Annotated in this window: 16 protein-coding genes and 1 tRNA gene; 5 read left to right on the top strand and 12 right to left on the bottom strand. The window is 48.2% G+C overall.

The genetic code is table 11. From position 1 onward, the window contains the following. Positions 1 to 61: 61 nt before the first annotated feature. Both trxA and M3P05_RS06100 read right to left on the bottom strand, forming a co-directional pair. Positions 62 to 379 carry a thioredoxin TrxA gene (gene trxA, locus M3P05_RS06105; protein WP_249698544.1) on the bottom strand — a complete coding sequence of 106 codons (318 nt, stop codon included), beginning with the start codon at positions 377 to 379 and terminating at the stop codon, positions 62 to 64. A 26-nt stretch (positions 380 to 405) separates the two neighbouring features. Continuing rightward, positions 406 to 1,614, bottom strand: a complete 1,209-nt coding sequence (locus M3P05_RS06100; protein ID WP_249698543.1) for an FAD-dependent oxidoreductase — start codon at positions 1,612 to 1,614, stop codon at positions 406 to 408. Positions 1,615 to 2,181: 567 nt separating this feature from the next. Between M3P05_RS06100 and M3P05_RS06095 the strand changes: the two genes are divergently transcribed. Beyond that, a complete protein-coding gene (locus M3P05_RS06095; protein WP_249698542.1) occupies positions 2,182 to 3,387 on the top strand; it encodes a coiled-coil domain-containing protein in 1,206 nt (401 codons plus the stop codon). Here M3P05_RS06095 and M3P05_RS06090 read toward each other — a convergent pair. The 6 genes from M3P05_RS06090 to trhO all read right to left on the bottom strand — a co-directional run bounded on the left by M3P05_RS06090 (position 3,384) and on the right by trhO (position 10,370). Further along, positions 3,384 to 4,838, bottom strand: coding sequence for a WD40 repeat domain-containing protein (locus M3P05_RS06090; RefSeq protein WP_249698541.1), 1,455 nt, complete (start codon positions 4,836 to 4,838; stop codon positions 3,384 to 3,386). The genes M3P05_RS06095 and M3P05_RS06090 overlap by 4 nt on opposite strands. 298 nt (positions 4,839 to 5,136) lie before the next feature. After that, positions 5,137 to 5,544 (bottom strand): GrdX family protein, encoded by a 408-nt coding sequence (locus M3P05_RS06085; RefSeq protein WP_249698539.1) that lies wholly within the window; start codon positions 5,542 to 5,544, stop codon positions 5,137 to 5,139. Further along, positions 5,541 to 7,367, bottom strand: coding sequence for a selenocysteine-specific translation elongation factor (gene selB, locus M3P05_RS06080; RefSeq protein ID WP_249698538.1), 1,827 nt, complete (start codon positions 7,365 to 7,367; stop codon positions 5,541 to 5,543). The genes M3P05_RS06085 and selB overlap by 4 nt, the downstream gene beginning before the upstream one ends. Then, positions 7,364 to 8,788, bottom strand: coding sequence for an L-seryl-tRNA(Sec) selenium transferase (gene selA / locus M3P05_RS06075; protein WP_249698537.1), 1,425 nt, complete (start codon positions 8,786 to 8,788; stop codon positions 7,364 to 7,366). The genes selB and selA overlap by 4 nt, the downstream gene beginning before the upstream one ends. A gap of 119 nt (positions 8,789 to 8,907) precedes the next feature. Beyond that, positions 8,908 to 8,999, bottom strand: a tRNA-Sec gene (locus M3P05_RS06070). Between the two features lie 354 nt (positions 9,000 to 9,353). Then, a complete protein-coding gene (gene trhO / locus M3P05_RS06065; protein ID WP_249698536.1) occupies positions 9,354 to 10,370 on the bottom strand; it encodes an oxygen-dependent tRNA uridine(34) hydroxylase TrhO in 1,017 nt (338 codons plus the stop codon). A 254-nt stretch (positions 10,371 to 10,624) separates the two neighbouring features. On the opposite strand from trhO, the gene M3P05_RS06060 reads away from it, so the two are divergent. After that, positions 10,625 to 11,533, top strand: coding sequence for a DMT family transporter (locus tag M3P05_RS06060; RefSeq protein WP_249698535.1), 909 nt, complete (start codon positions 10,625 to 10,627; stop codon positions 11,531 to 11,533). A gap of 97 nt (positions 11,534 to 11,630) precedes the next feature. Here M3P05_RS06060 and M3P05_RS06055 read toward each other — a convergent pair whose 3' ends face one another. Then, positions 11,631 to 11,936, bottom strand: coding sequence for a hypothetical protein (locus M3P05_RS06055; RefSeq protein ID WP_249698534.1), 306 nt, complete (start codon positions 11,934 to 11,936; stop codon positions 11,631 to 11,633). A 106-nt stretch (positions 11,937 to 12,042) separates the two neighbouring features. Then, positions 12,043 to 12,918, bottom strand: a complete 876-nt coding sequence (locus M3P05_RS06050; protein ID WP_249698533.1) for a hypothetical protein — start codon at positions 12,916 to 12,918, stop codon at positions 12,043 to 12,045. 116 nt (positions 12,919 to 13,034) lie between these two features. Between M3P05_RS06050 and M3P05_RS06045 the strand changes: the two genes are divergently transcribed. Continuing rightward, positions 13,035 to 13,901, top strand: a complete 867-nt coding sequence (locus M3P05_RS06045) for a DUF2608 domain-containing protein (protein WP_249698532.1) — start codon at positions 13,035 to 13,037, stop codon at positions 13,899 to 13,901. Between the two features lie 127 nt (positions 13,902 to 14,028). Here M3P05_RS06045 and M3P05_RS06040 read toward each other — a convergent pair whose 3' ends face one another. Together M3P05_RS06040 and sbmA are read right to left on the bottom strand one after the other, a co-directional pair. Continuing rightward, positions 14,029 to 15,120 carry a tRNA-queuosine alpha-mannosyltransferase domain-containing protein gene (locus tag M3P05_RS06040; protein WP_249698531.1) on the bottom strand — a complete coding sequence of 364 codons (1,092 nt, stop codon included), beginning with the start codon at positions 15,118 to 15,120 and terminating at the stop codon, positions 14,029 to 14,031. Between the two features lie 98 nt (positions 15,121 to 15,218). Continuing rightward, positions 15,219 to 16,217, bottom strand: coding sequence for a peptide antibiotic transporter SbmA (sbmA, locus tag M3P05_RS06035; protein WP_249698530.1), 999 nt, complete (start codon positions 16,215 to 16,217; stop codon positions 15,219 to 15,221). A 290-nt stretch (positions 16,218 to 16,507) separates the two neighbouring features. Between sbmA and M3P05_RS06030 the strand changes: the two genes are divergently transcribed. Together M3P05_RS06030 and pta are read left to right on the top strand one after the other, a co-directional pair. Then, positions 16,508 to 17,575, top strand: coding sequence for a potassium channel family protein (locus tag M3P05_RS06030; RefSeq protein WP_249698528.1), 1,068 nt, complete (start codon positions 16,508 to 16,510; stop codon positions 17,573 to 17,575). Positions 17,576 to 17,726: 151 nt separating this feature from the next. Then, complete coding sequence (gene pta / locus M3P05_RS06025) at positions 17,727 to 19,820, top strand: phosphate acetyltransferase (RefSeq protein WP_249698527.1); 2,094 nt, start codon at positions 17,727 to 17,729, stop codon at positions 19,818 to 19,820. Positions 19,821 to 19,914: the final 94 nt, after the last annotated feature.

Genomic DNA, 19,914 nt, shown 5'->3' with positions numbered 1-19,914 from the left:
AATTAATTAACTTCTAAGACGTGCCTTAATTAATTCAAATACCGCAAATTAATTAATTTGATTAGCAGTAAGTCTTAACAGTGTTTTCGATTTCTTCGATGCTCAGCTCTTCACCGGACAGGTGTTCTTTCTTCTCACCCTTTTCGAAGAAAACGATGGAAGGCAGACCCATAACGCCCTGCCCCATGGCCAGACGACGGTTACCTTTGATGTTCAGTTTAGCGAACTTCATTTTGCCATCGTATTTTTCAGCCAGAGCAACAACGTCAGGCATCAGTTCCAGGCAGCGACCACAGGTCTCACCCCAGAAATCAATCATTACAACGCCATCGAAGTTTTTAACTTCTTCGTCGAAGTTGTCTTTAGTAATCTCGAGCATGACTCACTCCAAATGTGAGCTGGCGATTAAGCCAGCTGTTGCAATTCTTCAGCAGTCGGACGAACGACGCGCTTAACTTCCTGACCCTTGCTAAAACGAACAACAGTCGGGATGTCTTCAACATTGTAGCGGCCGGAGATATTCTGACTCTTATAAGTGTCAACAGTCACCAGAGGCAGTTCTTTCTCTTTGCAGAAAGCTTCCAGCTCAGGCATCAGAGCGATACCGTCCTTGTCCAGTGGGTTCCAGAACATAACGGCGACGTCGCCTTCTGCTTCCAGAACTCGCTCCTGCCAGTTCTCTTCTTCCTGCATGTAACGCTCGGCGGCAACGGCTGCGATAGCACCGTCAGCGGCGGCGGTAACAACCTGACGCAGGAATTTGTCGTTAACGTCACCAGCGCCGAATACGCCAGGAACGTTAGTAGCCATCTGGTCGTCTACCTTGATGTAGCCGCCCTTAGCCAGTTCTACAGTGCCTTCCAGGAAGTCTGTGTTAGGCACGGTACCTACGAACATGAACACGCCATCACATTCGATTTCGCTGATTTCACCAGTCTTCAGGTTCTTGACCTTAACACCGTTAACCAGCTCTTCGCCGCAGATTTCTTCAACTGTGGAGTTCCACACGAAGTCGATCTTGTCGTTGGCGAATGCCTGCTCTTGAGCAGTACGGTCTGCATCCAAAACGCCTTCGTCGTGCAGCACAATCATCTTGATGCTGTTAACGAACTTGGTCAGGAATACAGATTCTTCTACTGCAGTGTTACCGGAACCAACAACGACGATATCCAGCTCTTCAAAGAAGTCTGCATCGCAGGTTGCGCAGTAGGAAACACCCTTACTGGTGAATTCGCGCTCGCCCTTGATACCAAGAATACGAGGCTGAGCACCAGTTGCAACGATTACGGTGCGGGCTCGCAGGACTTCACCTTCTTTGGTGGTAACCTGCTTGATAAAACCGTTATCTTCTACCTTGATACCGCTTACAGTGCCGCGCTGGAACTCAACACCAAAACGCTCACAATGCTTGCGGAAGGCGCCCATGATGTCGGGGCCGGTAGCCTGGTCGATACCAGGATAGTTTTCCAGTTCGTTGGTTTTTGCAGCCTGGCCGCCAGTTTTTGCACTAGCTTCCAGAATCACGGTGCTCATTTTACCGCGTGCACAATAAACGCCCGCAGACATACCACCAGCGCCACCACCAACAATAACAACGTCAAGAATGTCTGACATGAATGCTCCGTCCATTCTGTTTCGTGCAGGCAATAACTTGATTACCAGAACACATTCATGAGAATCAAATTCATTCTCTCTGAAATTGCTGGTTGATTCTGTTGCTGCCTAAGTTGGTGCCAATCATGAACCTATCAGAGGTAACAAATATTGATTTGAAGCAAACTCTCTTTGCCTAACTTTAACGATTGTTGTTTTTACGTATAACAAGGATGTTAGTTACAGCGATTTTTTGTAGGCAGACGAAGTCAAAAGAAGACAAAACCTTAAAATATTTAAATATGAGGATAAATTATGTACCAGTGTCAAACTTCAAACAATCAAGGGAAACCCCACTCATCATCACTGATTTACAGCCAGGTATCGCATCCGATTCCTCTTCCCCCCCCTCCCTACCCCGGGACACCTGCAACCAACCCAGCATATATGAACCCACAGCCCATAGCACCTCGGCCTCCCCAGCCGTATCACCGTCCCCTATGGCAGACTCAGCCCCCCCCACCGCAACAGCTTTTTACTCCCATATATGACAGAGGTACTCAAACCTTCCACAGCACAAATGAACAGTTGCATCACCAGCTCCTTTATCATAATCACTGGAGCTTTTTAACAGGGCCAGTAATTGAAGCGTACAAGGCATTACAAGCTAGCCCGTCCTTACAATACCTCTCCAAGGCGGTGCCAGGAACTGATACCTCAGACAACACTTCAGTCACAGTTATGAAAGGTGGGCTCAGTTACTCTCAAGCTTTAATAGATCAGCAAAAAACGATAGAGCGGCTCAAGCAATGTCTGCGAAACATTTCCTCATCAATCCCTCAAGGAACCAATCTGGATGACACATTTTGGAAGCTGCAAACTCACTGTACGAATTACAGCCGACTAGTTAATCAGCTTCGGGTGGCAAAAAATCAATTAACAGCAGAACATAGAGACCATTTCACAACTCTTACAATACCCAGCCTATTAGACCCAAGCACTTCCGAGAAACAGGATATTACCATCTGGGACAAAGGTGCATATCAAAATATAGGTGATCTTATGAAGAGTCATAACAATACACGTCAAAGTCTCATTGACATATTTGGACTGAATAAGGATGCAAAGCTGGATGATATATGCAAAAAAGCTGAAGAATTAAGCAAGCAAAACGGTGAACATCATGCTTCAATCAAGGAACTTCGCCAGCAAAACGGTGAATATCATGCTTCAATCGAGGAACTCAGTAAGCAAAACAGTGGATATCATGCTTCAATCAAGGAACTCAGCCAGCAAAACGGTGAATGTCATGCTTCAATCGAGGAACTCCGCCAGCAAAACAGTGAATATCAAATATCAATTGAGGAGCTCAAGAACAAGCAAACATCGGCTGACCAATACATGCTCGAAAATCTGCAACTGCAAGCAAAGGTGAGCGAACTAGAGGAAAATTTGAAAGAAATGAAGGAGAAGCTACAGCAAAACGCACCCTCACCAGTGATGATTGAAACAAGCATGAGGCAAGAACAACCATCATCCCTTTCGGCGAGGTCGCCAGTAGCGACACTCTTCCCACCTACCTCTGCAATGAGCTGTGACCAACCACAAACAAAATCAAGTACAATGGTAAGCTGCCCAACCGGGCAAATAAACCCCAAGGGGCCACGAAAAAAACGAAGAAAACGAAGAAAACTCATTAAAGGCGGAATGGACATGGCCACACAAGCTAAAAATTTGCAGAAGAAACAGAGAAATATACAAAGGTTGAAGAGGCTTGAAAAAGTACAATCTTAATTCAGATCATTTGTTTTTTCGGCGCAATTAATGAGCCGATAGGGGTCCCAGATTCTCAGGGTCTTATCACCAGAAGAAGAGACCACCAGCCCGCCAGGATCGCTGACCAGGCAACCAATCTTTTGATTGTGCCCGGTCAGAGTGGCAACACACTCCCTACCTGGAGCATTGGTTAAGTCCCATAATTTCAGGGTATGATCAGAAGAAGCAGAGACCACTCGTCCATCGGAAGCGATGGCAACGCACTCAACCGATTCTTCATGGCCTGTCAGGGTGGCGGTACACTCGTTACCTGAAGCTTTCTTCATGTTCCAGACTTTCAGGGTCTTGTCATCAGAGCCTGAAATCACCAACCCATCGGGGCAGACAGCCACACAGTTAATCGAGCCTTCATGCCCTTTAAAGATCGCGATACACTCGTTACCCTGGGGCTTCTGCAAATCCCAGACTTTCAGGGTCTTGTCATCAGAGCCTGAAATCACTAATCCATTGAGGCAGACAGCCACGCAGTTAATCCTGTCTTCATGCCCTGTCAGGGTGGTGGTACACTCGTTACCCGGGGGCTTCTGCAGATTCCAGACCTTCAGGGTGCGATCAGTAGAGCCAGAAATGACATATCCTTCAGGGGTAGTCACCAGGCAAGTAATCGTTCCTGCGTGCCCTGTCAGAGTAGCGATACACCTTTCACTGAGAGATCTATTCATATCCCATACTTTCAGGTCCCTAACCCAGGAAGCAGTAATCACCAGTCCGTTGGCGGCAGATGCCATGCACTCGACCATGTCGAGGCTTTCCGTCAGGGAGACGACAGGCTGTTTACCCAGATTATCCTGATCCTGATTCAGGTCACAAATTTTCAGGATTGCTTCACAACGGTAAGCAATTACCTGCCTGTCAGAGGTGATTGCCATGCACCTGATAGTAATATCTTGTTCCAGGGTGGCAATATTTTCAGCCTTACCGGCCCGATTGCTCAAATGGCGGAGCAAGGCAGCCTGCCTTAATACCCCACCCATAACCCACGCCTGCTCCAGCTCATCAAAGTTCTTACTCAACCACAGTCTGAAAGGAGAATTGGGCTGGCACTGCCGGGAAAAACCTAACGGCATACTGTTAAGGTACAAGGACTGGATATTCGGATTAGTGTGATAATATTTTTCCAAAAAAAAATTGGTCAGGATCTGATGTCGACTGAGGCCCAGCGGATCCTGCGTAACATTATTCTGATAGAAAATACTGGAAACATGCGCAAGTGTCAGCATATCTCTGGCGGTAAGTTTTTTTTGCATCTCTTTCCAGCAGACATAATCGAGCTTCCTGTAAAACTCCTCACCGGTTATCAATCCGGCGTCCGCTTCTGGCTCCACCACTCTGACAACTTTTTGATCTGTATATAAGCAAGAGATGTCTTGAGATGCTTGCCCGCCAGGAGGTTTATTGATGGATTCCATAGCAACTGTTTCCCCGTTTTTTGTTGATATTCTTTCGACATAAGAAACAGCCTCACATTCCCTTTTCAGTAGCCTGTCTAACCATTTGGTTATGAGAAAAGTTTGTTATTGCGCCATTTTAGATCAACGCCACACCACTGTTTTCAGCGGCTACGCCTTCCCTTCTTTCTCTACCAGAACGTTCAGAGCAAAAATTTGGGAAACGGCATTATATGATGATTAAACAGAAAGATTTCAGAATAGGGGAGATAGATTGTGGTTGCCTCCGCCCCAGAGACAACCACGGAAAACAGATATTTTACGCCATTGTAGACGGCAGTGTACCAACACCCTGAATAGAGCTCAGGCCGGACAGCAGCAGCTGACCGTCGATAACCTGGAAGTCAGCCAGAATCTGGTCATTGTACTGGCGGGCATAAGTTCTGGCATTCACCATGATCGTGTAACGATCCAGTGCATTTTCAATGATTTCCAGCGACTGCATATCCAGTCCAGTATTATCGGTATCAACAACTACTGAGCGGTAGGGGCTTTCGCCCGGCTTAACACTGCCAGCCAGAGGATGAGTCACCAGCCTTGCACCGGCATGCACATGGTTACGTGCTGTTTTCAGCACATCCTCATAGCTTTCGCAGAAATCCTGCTTAAAGCGGGACAGTTTTTCAGCAACCTTGGGGTTGTTGGTAATAATCAGTAATTCACTCATGCGGCTTCCGCCTCCTGTCCGGGAACCTTCAGCACCACGCGGTCTGAATCGTTCCGTTTGACCCAACCATCCCGTTCCATTCGATTGAGGACAGGAATCATATATTTCCGGCTTAATCCGGTACGGTCTTTAGCCTCACCCAGAGCGACGACTTCACCGATAGACATACCCTTCAAGATGGCGCTGACCAGACGGTCATAAACCTCTTTGTAGTAGTAAATCTGGTCTTCCATGGGAACCACAAAACCGAGATGCACCAGGTTACGCAGCTCTTTCTGTCCACCGGGAACCTTGGTTTTGGATGCTTCCAGACCGCTCTCTGCTGCTTCGCGAATCATCTTCAGCAGCACGCGGCCCTTTTCACCCAGATCATCTTCCGATGAACCACCACCAAGAACCCAGGCACCGCCGGACATATGAATCAGGTTTTCACCCTTCAGGCCCTTGAGGATTTCATCCATTACTGCCTGTTCGATATTCAGCTTACTGGCGAGTTCCGGACCACTCAGCGCAGTACCCTCATTTTTCAGGGTTTCCTGCACACGCTCATTGGCTTCTTTATGGAAGGTATGACTCACCAGCCAGCCATTCATATCCACACAGCTGCTGGCATCCTCCATAAAAGAAAGGGCTTCGCAGCCATGCAGGGCATCACGGTGGATATAACCATGGAAATCCAGACTCAGCTGTAGACGGTCCTGTTCTTCCGGCTGCTCCGGCAGAGCTTCCAGAATTTCGTACAGATCTGCACGACGGCGTGCTTCTACTGCACCACTCCAGACCACTCGACCGCTGAACAGCAGATCACTACCACCATTTCGAATAATAACGAAAGGCTGGTTCCAGAATGCCGTGACTTTATTACTCAGCACCAGTCGCGCCAGACGGGTACCACGAATATGGTGCAGACGGGCCAGACTGTGGGCACTGCCCAGAGCCACTTCAACCTCACGGTTATTACGCCCTTCGGTAAAGCCTTCTGCCAGACGCACAATCATATGATCGGTCACCATAGCATCAGCCGGATTGGCAACCAGACAATGGCCACGCTCCAGCTCTTTCTTGGTAATACCTTTGAGACCAACTGCGACACGGGATACAGCATCGACATTGTCTGCATTTTTATGACCGGACTGCAGTGCCTTGACCTGAACCGGCTTACCGGCAGGCATAATAGTCATCTTGTCGCCAATGCTGATCGGCCCTTCGGTCAGACTGCCTGTCATAACCGTACCGATACCGTTCACGGTAAATACCCGGTCAAGGTAGACACGTGCACTCTGACTGCTGCTCTGAAGATCGCTTCCCTGGGCTTCCATCCGACGCAGATGGCGCAGAACCATCTCTTTCAGCTGGGGAATATTGTCGCCATTCAGGGCTGATACACAGATAGATTCTGGAATCTGGTCGGTGATTTCCAGGCACTTTTCCAGCACCTCCTCTTCCACCATTTCCAGCGTGTCAGCATCCACTGCATCGGACTTGTTGATAACAACCAGGATATCCTTGATGCCCATGGCATGAATCACCCGCAGGTGATCATTGGTCATCGGCATCCAGCCTTCATCAGCGGCAACTACCAGCAGCACCATATCCAGACTCCAGACGCCGGATACCATGTTGCGGATATATCGTTCGTGGCCGGGAACGTCGATCACACCAACGGTTTCACCTTCAGCTCCTTCAAAATGAGCAAAACCCAGGTCGAGGGTCATGCCCAGAGCCTGCTCTTTTGGACGGGCAGTCATAATACCCGTCAGAGCCTTGATCAGTGCCGTTTTGCCATGGTCAACGTGGCCGGCTGTTCCTATAACAGCTCTCATTTAACGTATTCCTGGGATTCTTTAGCAAAGAAGTAATTGCGTAACTGGCCGGCTACAACATCGCGATCTTCAGGCAAAATTGTGGCGAGATTAATACGAACCTTGTCGTTGCGGATCACCGCCACCACTGGTACCGGCATCTCACGCAGCTCATCAAGAATCTGGTTGGCAGCTTTATTGAGATTTATCTCCAGAGACCAGGAAGGGTAGTACTCATCAGGGAGCGTACCGCCACCAATAATCAACTGATCTTCAACCAGGGAAACATAATTACCCTGCTCAGGGCTGCCACCGAGTTCAGCAGCTTCTCGCTCTGCCCACTGACGGTTGGCTTCCAGGTTCAGCTGGGAGCGCTCTGCAATGCCACGACCACAGTCTTCACTATTCAACTTGCGAACCAGCAGTTCTTCCAGCAGGGAGTAAACAACCCGGCCCGGACGGAAAGCCCGCATCATCGGGTTCTTTTCCAGTTTCTTCACCAGATCTTTGCGGCCACAGATAATACCGGCCTGAGGGCCACCAATAATCTTGTCGCCCGAGAAGCAGACCAGATGAGCGCCCTGACGCAGGTAACGGTCAGCGGGAATTTCTTCTTTGGAGATAGTTTCAGTCACAAGGCCGGAACCCTGATCAACTGCCAGCAGAACATGCTCAGGCAGGCGACGGGCAACTTCTTTCATATCGGCCGTCTCGGTAAACCCGCGTACTGCAAAGTTAGACTTATGTACCATCAATACAAGTGCAGTGTCTTCTGTCACAGCATCTATATAGTCATCAGCCGTGGTGATATTGCTGGTGCCCACTTCAACCATTTTAGCACCGGCCATTCGCATGATATCGGGGATACGGAAACCACCACCAATCTGGATCTGCTCTCCGCGGGAAACAATAACTTCCTTGCCTGCCGCCAGCTCGTTCAGTAACAGCCAGACTGATGCAGCATTGTTATTCACAACCACCGCATCTTCGGAACCGGTCAGAGCATTAACCAGATGATTGACCAGGCCCTTGCGCTCACCACGCTTACCTTTGGCAAGACTGATTTCCAGGTTGCTGTAGCCGGTATTGACCTCAGACACAGCATCCCACAGTTCAGGACTGATAGGAGAGCGACCAAGGTTGGTGTGAATCACAGTCCCGGTGGCATTGATAACACGGGTCTGGCGGGTGCGGATCAGGGATCGACAGGAGGAGAGGATATCATTCTGCAGCTGCTGCATATCCTCATCACTGGTGATAAAGCGACGCTGCTTTCTATAGCCGTCGATCACCCGGCGGATAGCGTCGGTGACAATAGGACGACTTAGCCGACTGATAGCCTGCTCGAGAAAAGGGGATTCCAGTATTTGCCCGACCTGGGGCAGACGAGGGCGGCTTTGCTGCTTTACCTGGCTTGCTTGGCTTGCCTGACTTGCTGCCATAATTTCCTCTGAGAGGTCTGGGCCCCGACACAGGATAACGGCAAGTGCCGGTGCACATACAGCAAAGGCCGAGTCCTGTTATTTATTCAAACAACCGGAATCGGCCTGAGCATTAAATTTGGCGGAAGAGGCAGGAATCGAACCTACCAGAGCCTATGCGGCTCACATCGGTTTTGAAGACCGGGGGGACCACCAGATCCCATCTGCTTCCAAAGTGATGTGCCGTATGATACTGACTTATTTCTTACGAAACATTGGCAATTTCACAGATTGACCACAGGCACAGCGAAGTTTACTCTATTCTGTTTTTTGCCTCGTCAGTCAAATCTGTGGGTCATTTCTGGTTCAGGCAGCTTCCCAAACGCATGATATAAAACATAATCATTTGATAACTTCCAGGCCCTTTTCCATCCACTGGGAGCCTGTTGCATCGCATTTGCGTAATTAACTGCAACTCGTCTTTCCATCAGCTCTGCATCTCCATTTCTGAGAGCAAATCATTCTCGCAAGCCGTGAATTGACATCAGTGACAGAACTGTTTCTTATTCTGACCGATAGAACAAAACTAAGAGCTCTTATCTCTCTGCAATTGCCGCTGGCGTGTTTTCACAGCTCTTCTTTGAGCAATAGTCTCTGCAACCCCCTTTCCCATATGGTGTTCTCCCCTGCCCTTTGATAACTGTATCTGCTTTTCCCGCTGGGCAAAGCGGGCCTTTTGCTCTGGGGTTAAGCTGTCATAACAGTTTGGGCAACTGACACCCGGCTGGTATTTTTTACTTTCCTTGTCTTCTTCGGTTATGGGAAGCCGACAGGCATGGCACTGATCATAGCTGCCCTTTTCCAGCTTATGATTAACAGTCACCCGGTCATCGAAAACAAAACACTCCCCCTGCCATAAAGACTCGGATTCCGGTACCTGCTCCAGATATTTCAGAATGCCGCCTTTAAGGTGGTAAACCTGATCAAACCCCTGTTCCTTCAGAAACGCTGTTGACTTTTCGCAGCGAATCCCGCCGGTACAGAACATGGCGACTTTCTTGTGCGCTTTTCTGTTCAGCTCTTTTTTCACATAACCTGGAAACTGGCGAAAGCTTTCTGTGTGTGGGTTAATTGCCCCATTAAAGGTACCCACCTGAATCTCATATTCATTGCGGGTGTCTATGAACAGCACATCAGGATCACTTATTAATTGATTCCACTGGTCAGGCTCAACGTAAGTTCCCACTGACTTACGGGGATCAATTCCTTCAACCCCCATAGTCACAATTTCCTTTTTCAACTTGACCTTAGTGCGCTTGAAGGGAAGCTTGCTGACGTAGGACTCTTTCGTTTCAAGTGGGTTGAGACGTGAATCTTCCACAAGCCACTCGAGGAGAAGATCAATACTCTCCCTTGATCCTGCCACAGTGCCATTAACACCTTCACTGGCCAGCAAAAGGGTTCCATAGACCTGAAACCTGTTCATGGTATCAAGCAGCGGTTCGCGTAAATCCTGATAGTTCTCCAGGGCTACAAATTTGTAGAGGGCACAGACCACAATAGGAAAGTCAGTACTTCCTCTTGATTTTCTGGTAGTTAGCATTGTTATTTTCCCCTGCAGACCGGATCGTAAATCCGGAGCAGTTCAAAGCTCAATTATCAAAAGCAGGGCACGATAATAGCAAAAAATGGTAGTTGTCCTGATATTCACTATTTCCTGCACTTTGCCGAATGTTCACTGTATCAAGACTCGATAATCATAATTCTCTAGGAGTGTTGTGGTTTCATCATAGGGTTGAGCCTATGATGAAACCACAACAGAACCTAAGCCTGAAATAAACTCGAAGATTAACAATTGTGAATAACTCTCGTCCCTGGCTGCCAACTGCTGCCCTTTTATTGGCAATGGTTATTTGGGGTAGCTCTTTTGTCGTTCTCAAATACGCCCTGCAAAGTGCCACCCCGATGGTCATTGTTTTTGGCCGTCTGCTCACAGCATCCATTCTATTCCTGCTGATGTGGCCACTGATTAAACCGGCTGCCATTCATCGTCAGGACTGGAAAGCACTGTTATTAATGGCTTTGTTTGAACCCTGTATTTACTTTCTTTTTGAAGCCAAAGCCTTGCAGCTGACCACGGCTTCTCAGGCAGGCATGATTACCGCCATGCTTCCTGTCATGGTAGGAGTAGTTGCTTACTTCACTCTGGGGGAGAGAGTCTCAAAACAGAGTTGGGCTGGCTTTCTGATTGCCTTTCTGGGAGTTGTCTGGCTGAGCCTGCAGGCGGAGCAGGACAGCTCTGCTCCCAATCCCCTGTTAGGCAACTTTTATGAACTGATGGCCATGCTTTGTGCGGCGTTCTACACCATTGTGATCAAAAAGCTCTCGAATCGTTACAAGCCTCTTTTCCTAACAGCCGTACAGTCTTTTGTGGGAGCAGTGTTCTTTCTGCCACTGGCAGCATGGGAAGGATTTCCCGCAAGTCTGCCACTGGAGGCCGGGGCTTCAATTGTCTATCTGGGTGCCGTTGTAACTCTGGCTGCATACGGGCTGTTCAATTTTGGTATCAGCCAGGTTCCGGTATCTACGGCTTCAGCCTATGTCAACCTGATTCCTGTCTTTACCGTGCTGCTGGCAGTGGTTTGGCTTGGAGAAAGTCTGGCTGCAGGTCAAATTACGGCCATTGCATTGATTGCCTTTGGTGTCTTTTTTGAGAAACTGTTGCCTTCAAAATTAAAAGCCGGTTGCAACACCGCCAGAGTGTAAATCACTACTTATTTATCAAGCTGGCTGCAGGAGCACCCCAGGGACTTCAGGATGTTTACTCGATTCATTCCAAAAAAAAACTGGAGTACTGCTGGATTCAAGCACTTTTCAATGAAGAAAGAAAGGCTCGAATTTTCTCAACCTGGTTCACTGTAATATCCGGTATTGCCAGAAAACGCACTTCCACCAGTTTGTTCTGGCTATCTAGATAGCGCAGAGTATCGAGCACCCTTTGATTTGGCTTGCCAACCAGCCACTGGTGCAGATCATCATCCATAGCTTTCAGATCAATCATGGCACCATCCATATCCGGCAGGATTTTTTCCCAGACCGATACAGGCAGGTATCCATTGGAATCAATTAAACAGCTCAGGTGCTGAAGTTCTTTCCTGTTCCGGCTCACAACATATCTCCAGAGAAGTTATGGAGATATTGTGCGCTTTTTGAGGGTTTTGTTTGTGATTAAGAGCAATTTGCGTAAATTGTGCCGCCGTTATTTTAAGCAGTAACTATTCATATAACTCATGCTGGTAAACAGTGTGCGGCCCCATTATGGGCTCCTTCTTTTTCTTACGCTCTGTTCTTAATTGCTCAGCATGGGTTCTCTCATACTCCTCTTGAAGAAGCTGCTGTTCGCGCAGCCTCATCTCATACTCCTTTTGAAGAAGCTGCTGCTCACGTAATTTCTTTTCATGATCGTCTTGCAGATGTTGGCTGCTTTCTTCCTTTCCAGCCTGATACATGGTGACTTTAACTTTGAGTTGCAGATCATGCCATTCAAAAGAACGGGCTTTCACCTTGGCCTGCTGTAATTCATTGTTAAAGTTAAATTGCTGGTTATTTCCTTTCTCTGCCAACTTTTGCATCTGCTTTCCAATAGCCTGAATCTGATGATCAAAGTTTAGCGGTGTCTTGGCATATTCAGCTTTCTGCTTCTCTAATACAGTCTTCACAGTATTTTTAAATTTTTTCAGCTTCTCTGCAGAAACATCCTGATCAGGAGGGGCAATACAAACGAACCGACCATTCGTTCCTTCCGTGCAGATAGAAATCTGAACCCCCATCTTTCTGGCAAATTCAGCATTGTTCAGGCACTTGATGAACTTACCCATATCATTCGTGACCCACTGCAAATTCAGCACCCGCTCAAGCTGTGCCTCAAGTGCTTTCTGCTCACCAAGAAGTGAGCCGCTGTTTGGCTCAACAGGAGTGGCTGTACGGGGAATATCAGTTCTCCGACTTGGATAAGGGTTTGAAGGAGAATGACGACGGCCAGGCACCGTATGTACGGAAGGGCTTGATCTGGTCACGCTGGGTGCAGGTGTAGCACCTCCAGCACTTAATGAGGAACCGGGAGTCGGAGGTAGTGTCTGTGGTGCGTCCATAGTACTTAATCTCTTCAAATTTACGGATGTTATGATTCTTAGGCTCTCAAAAGCGATGAAAGTTCCGAAAAACTGCCCAGGGGCTATGCTTCCTCTCTTCATTTGGAGGCGGTAAAGTGAATAGATATAAAAAAACACTACTAACAATTCTGACAGGACTACTGATGCAGACCTCTGCCGGGGCATTTTCGAAGGATATCGAGGAAAAAAACGCACAGCCCGGGGAATATCTGGCGAATAGATTTACGGGGCGTCATCAGCTGAACCACACTCTGATTCTCCTTGATATTGACGATACTGTTCTCACCTCTCCAGCCGGGCAGTGGCTGGGAAGCTCTGTTATGTTCTTTGGTCTTATGGATGAGGCCCTGCAGAAGCATCCTGACTGGAGCAGGAGGCAGGCGGCTGATTATCTTGACCCTCTGTTGCTTCATATTTATACCAAGGTCCCCATGATTCTGGTTGACCCATCTCTTCCCAAAGCCATCAATGATCTGAAAAAACGGGGGGCTACAGTTATAGGTATGACGTCAAGAGGACTGATAACCAAGGATGTGACTCTCTGGCAGCTGGAACAGTGCGGAATTTCATTTTCAGACACTGGTTCCAGAAAAAATACCAAGCTTCCAGATGGACGTGTAAGTCTGATTGAAAATGGTGTTGTATTTGTCAGCCACGGCAACCGCAAGGGGGAAGTGCTTAACAGCCTGCTTAATGATAAAGCTGAACCTTTCAGGGATATTCAACATATCACCATGATTGATGATCAGAAGCGACACCTTATTGATATCGGGGAGACACTCACCGAACAGTTTTACATCCCGGTGTTGTGTACTTTCCCTGATTCTCAACCTAAATATAATCACACTCTGGCTGTTCAGCAGTTAAGAAACATTGTGAAGCAGGAGAAAGATAGTGACTCGATTATCAAAGAAATGATGAACTCAGACCCTTTCACCATGGCTTTGATGAAATCCGGGTAGGTTTGCTATCAGCGTCCTTTTCCCAATGAGAGGATGAAAAGAAAGGGGATGCATGAAGAAAACCTTCCACTTCATACACCCATCGTCGCTTAAACTATTTTGAAGAAATGAATCCGCTCAAAGTTCACTACTCATCATGACAGGGGCTTTCAATCACGGCCTTATAACGTGGACCAGCCACCTCCCAACAAAACTCCTCAACACCTGGAGCCTGCAGAGTTCCTCTCTGTTTGTCTTCTGAGCACCGTAGAATCATTGCCACAGCATCATCTTCGCAACTGTAGAGATAGTTTTGGTCAAACATAAATGGATATGACTGCTCATTAGGAAGAACCGGAACAGCGCCACAGGCAACACCTTCCAGCACTGATATCCCCTGGAACTCATGGCGCGAAGTCGACAGCAGAATATCTGACTGCAGCAGCCAGTCCAGATACTCCTGACGGGATTCTGCAAATCCGAACTTACGTAAGCGATGCCCAAACTCATTTTGAATTGTGGTGAATTCGGCAGGTGATTTCCTGAAAGACTGCCCAAGAATACAAAGCTGATAATCCAGCTCTGATGCTTCCAGTTTTTGCAAAATATTCAGCAGCCGATCAGGGCCTTTATCGTACTCCCAGCGTGCTGCCCAGCTGATCAGAAAAGGCGAATCATGCTCCCCATTCTGCTTCAATGGCTCAGAATTAGGAATATCCTCAGCAAGAGGAACGGGAATAACAGAACTTCTGGCAGAAAGTGTATCCACAATCCCGGCAGGGACATGGTCAGGCAGTTTTTTCAGAAGAGCAGAAGCTCCTTCGAAAAAGGTCTTGCGATTGTACTCCGTGTTGAAAACCAGACTGTCTCCACACAGAGCGGTATAGATGGTCTGTAACTGAGGTTCAACAGGGCTGAAAGTCTGGTGGCCTGAGCGGGGGTAGGCAAACTGGTTTTCGTGAAAATAAACGATGGTCGGCACGGCTCCCAAAGAAGGAACCATTCCCCGCAGGGAAGAAAGATCAACCATTGAGGTCGCAATAATCCTGTCCCAGGGCTGCTGCAGAATTTCACGATGTCCCATAGCCCAGGTCAGACTGTTACCACGCAAACGCCAGTTAAAGTATCTGTCTGGCAGGGTCAGTACTGTCCAGTCATGCTCTGGAAATTGTTCAGTCAGCCCTTTACGCCAGTAGCGGTGGGAAACGGCATCATAGGCCGAGAGGAGCAGGATCTTCATTCAGAGATTTGGGTAAAAAGGCAGGAATATAATGCATTTTCTATTTCAAAACGCAGGTCTGGCTCAAATGAACCAGACCTTCTTGAGAATACCCTCAATTAAACCATTTCAATTGAAGCCTGAAGTTTACCCTCAATTTTATTCTCAAAGGCTTTCAGGCGTTTATAGATAGACATCAGCTCAACAATCACTGCCCAGGAGTTAACCAGGAATTGGAAGGACTCTTCCACCTTGCCAAAGGCTCGAATCACCTGTTGCATAACACCCAGAGTAATTGCACCGGCAACAATGGTCGGCCCCATGGCGATATAAGGGATAATGACGCTGAACTGCAGGTAAGACCACTTGGCAATATCAAAGTAGAGGTAATGAAGGTAGAGCGTAAAGTAGTTCTTACGCACATGGCCAAAGAGTTCCTTAACAGTAGGAGGAGATGCTCTGTCATCATGATCTTCACCCAGCACCAGCTCTTTACGGTAGGCCGCTTCTACCCGTTGGTTATTAAACTCCAGACCGGGAAGTTTAATACCGACAATTGCCAGTAGAACCGTTCCACAGGCTGCCGAGATCAGGGCAATAAATACCAGGGCCTGATCAACCGGCCCAATCCAGGGCAATTCTTTTACATGATCACTCAGCCCCCAGAGAATCGGCAGGAAAGCGACAAGAGTCATAACCGATCGCATCAAAGCCACACCCAGGCTTTCCATAATCCGGGCAAAGCGCATGGTATCTTCCTGCACCCGCTGCGCAGCTCCTTCAATATGACGCAGCCTGCCCCAGTTGGACATGTAATAGTCGTTCATGGCCGTACGCCACCGGAAGACATAGTGCTTAACAAAGAATTCCAGCAGTACCGCCACAATAATGTAGATACCGGCAATCTCAACAAAAGTCAGGCACTGATCAAGAAAGGTATCGAAATCATGCAGGCCGGGGGAACCCAAAGCTTCCTGGATCGTATTGTAAAAGGTGCCAAACCATTCATTGATTTTTACGTCCAGCTGCACCTTGTACCAGGTAACCCCCAAAATAATGGCTGAACCAAACAATGACCAAAGAAACCATTTTTTATTCAGGAAGAACGATTTGAACATAAATTATTGTTTCCACTTTTCCCACAAGGGTTAATCTGGCAAGCATTGCCCGCAAAGTACGGGGCTTCAGTACATTAATAGATCACTCCCACGCCTTGAAGTTACCAGACTGAGTCAATTATCTGAATTTTTTCTTATCAGACAGAGTCGGAGTAGCTTTATCCAGCTTCATGAGATGAACATACCCGAAATAATGCTGCTAAAGCCTGTCAGATTTCTCGCTAAACCCTATTGACCATACAAAGTATCCATTGATAATTGTTTCATTGTGAATTCTCAGGGAGAAATATATGAACGCCGTCGTCAGGACGATCCTGAGGATTAATATGCAGATTCTGAAGCTGCGCTGGACTTTTCTGGCGATGCTGGTTTTCGTGCATTTTGCATTTTCCTGGTACCTGTTGCTAGAGGCTGGCGAAACGGAAATTATTACTCCGTTCAAGTTTTATTATTTTTACCTGGTGACAGCCTCGACTGTTGGTTATGGCGATTTTTCGCCTTCGTCACCTGCAGGACAGGCAGCTGTGAGCCTGTTTGTTATTCCCGGTGGCGTTATTCTGTTCGCCGCCCTGATTGGTAAAATGACCACGGTTATTGTCGATGGTTGGAGAAGAAATATGAAAGGACAGCTGAACTTCAACGGTCGCCTGGAAGATCATATTGTGATTATGGGCTGGCACAGGGAAAGCACTGCCCGCATGATTGATCTGATCTTTGGGGATACGCGCCGGGAAAACCGCGATATTGTGCTGGTCTCCAACCACAAAATGGAAAACCCTGACCCTGATCGACTGCACTTTGTTCAAGCAGAGAGCCTGGCTTCAGAAGATGTCTGGGAACGCGCCGCCATTGCCGATGCCAGCCGGATCATAATTGCCGGAATCAGCGATGAGAGCACTTTGACTACAGCTCTGAGTCTTTCTGCTGCCAGGCGCACCAACGCCCATATTGTCTGCCATTTTGAGCAGGCTGATAAAGCGGCTCTGCTGAAAGCCCACGCGCCTCAGGTTGAATGCCATATCAGCACAACAACAGAGATGCTGGTTCGTTCGGCTCAAGACCCTGGCTCATCCCGTGTACAGGCCCAGTTGCTGAATACTCTGACCGGCCCAACCCAGTTCAGCCTTCAGGTTCCCAGTCATTTTTCTGGCTGCACCTTTGGCCAACTGATAAGAACGCTGAAAGAGCATCACGATATTCTGGTACTGGGTCTGGCAGAAAGTATTCATGGTGATGATCTGGTGCTAAACCCTCCAGCCGAACATCCAGTGCATTCTGGCCATCTGATTTACTATATGGCGCATCAACGTCTGCGTGCTTCGGAAATTAACTGGAGCAAGCTGCTGGAATCCGCCTGATAAATTCCGCACAAGTTCCAACAAAAGCACGCATATATTCTTACCTGCTCTCACAGTACAATGTGCGAATCTGTCATATCAGATTCGCACATACAACCATGAGATAACGACAAACCCTCATGGAAACCAGAACACTGAGCGAGAACCGGGAATGCACGTCTTTTATATCACCCCTACCAGTTATGGGGCAGGCCTGACATCTGTTGCTCTTGGGCTGGTTCGTGCCCTGGAAAGGGTTGGTCTTAAGGTTCGTTTCTGCAAACCTATCGCTCAGCAGCACCATTCCCACACAGGGGAAGAAAGCTCCACCCTGTTTGCCAGTAAAACCCTGCACCAGAAACCTCCCCGCCCCATCAGCTTTGATCTTGTTGAAGATAAGCTGGGACAGAACCGCCGGGAAGAGATATTGGAAGAAGTGGTCAGCCTGTTTCACCAGGCGGCCGGGCGCGATGCCGATGCCATTGTTGTTGAAGGTCTAACACCTACAAGACACTCGCCGTGGATTACCCGATTCAACAGTGAAATGGCCCGCACACTCAGTGCCGATATAATTATTGTGACTGGTGCCGATGACAGCACGCCGCGGGAACTTGCTGATCATCTCCGAATCAGTGCAGATAATTACGGTAGCGTAAGAAACCCGCAGATTCTCGGTTATATCCTTAACAAAATGCCTGAGAATATTGCAGAGCGGTTTGGAACTAACCCTCTGGAGCTGAAAAGCCTGCCGCGTATGCCTGCCAAAAGCTTTCCTCCTCTTGGCCATATTCCCTGGAATAATGAGCTTTCTTCACCTCGTACCAAGGATATCTGCGACCATCTTTTTGCCAAGGTGTTGAACGAAGGAATGATGGAAACACGGCGGGTTATCAAACGTATTCTCTGTGCCAGAACTTCCGCAAATATAACCCAGCACCTCGTGGCTGGAGCATTGATTATCTGCCCCGGAGACCGGGAAGATATTGTGCTGGCTACCTGTATGGCTGCCAGTAACGGTATTCCTCTTGCCGGGCTGTTGCTGACCAATGGAGAAAAGCCACCCGAAGGGATTATGCGTCTGTGCCAGACGGCTATTGCCACTTCAGAACTCCCGGTCCTGTTAACCGATCTTAATTCATACGATACAGCGACAAGACTGGATCGTATGAATCCGGAAGTGCCTGCAGATGATGTCGAGCGCATGGAAAGCGTTATGAACACCGTGGCTGAACATATCAATATTGATAAGCTGCGTGAGCATTGCGGTCAGCCCCATCAGGAACACCTCACCCCACCAGCCTTCCGTTACAACCTGGTTGAACGATCCAGAGCGGCCAGCAAACGTATTGTGCTGCCAGAAGGTGACGAGCCACGGACTATTCAGGCTGCCGCTCTCTGCCATGAAAAAGGTATTGCTCAATGTGTACTGCTTGGAAAACCCGAGCTTATCCGGGAAGTTGCCCGTGGGCTCGATATTGAGCTGCCAGCTGATCTGACCATTCTTGATCCGGATGAAATCCGCAGGCAATACATCGCACCTATGGTTGAGCTGCGCAAACATAAAGGTCTCAATGAAGCCATGGCTGAAGCACAGCTTGAAGATACGGTTGTGCTGGGCACCATGATGCTGGCCAAGGGAGATGTTGACGGTCTGGTATCCGGCGCAGTTCATACTACCGCCAATACCATCCGTCCAGCCTTCCAGCTTGTGAAAACCAAACCTGATGCAGGCCTGGTTTCCTCTGTATTCTTTATGCTTCTTCCAGATCAGGTGGTGGTTTACGGTGACTGCGCCGTAAACCCTGACCCTGATGCCGATCAACTGGCTAGTATTGCCATCCAGAGTGCTCAGTCCGCCAAAGCATTTGGTATCGAGCCGAAGGTGGCAATGATCAGTTACAGTACGGGAAAGTCAGGTCATGGCACTGATGTTGAGAAAGTACGGGAAGCGACTCGTATTGCCAAAGAAAGAGCACCTGAACTGATTATTGATGGCCCTCTTCAGTATGATGCAGCGGCAATTGCCTCTGTTGCCAAAAGCAAGGCTCCCGACAGCCCGGTAGCCGGTCAGGCAACAGTGTTCGTCTTCCCTGATCTGAACACAGGCAATACCACTTATAAAGCGGTTCAGAGAAGCGCCAATGTTATCAGTATTGGCCCTATGCTTCAGGGCCTGAACAAACCTGTCAATGACCTGTCCCGGGGCGCACTGGTTGATGATATTGTCTATACAATTGCTTTAACTGCTATACAGGCCACTCAATAAATGGTACGACCTTCTTCAAAAAAAGTTGAGATAGGCATACACTGACTGATACATTCGGTTTTCCAGAAGCAGTTGAGGGACTGTTTCTGATTCT

The sequence above is a fragment of the Parendozoicomonas callyspongiae genome, assembly GCF_023502345.1.
GTDB classification, from domain to species: Bacteria; Pseudomonadota; Gammaproteobacteria; order Pseudomonadales; family Endozoicomonadaceae; genus Sansalvadorimonas; species Sansalvadorimonas callyspongiae.
This window is presented reverse-complemented; position numbering and strand designations above follow the sequence as displayed.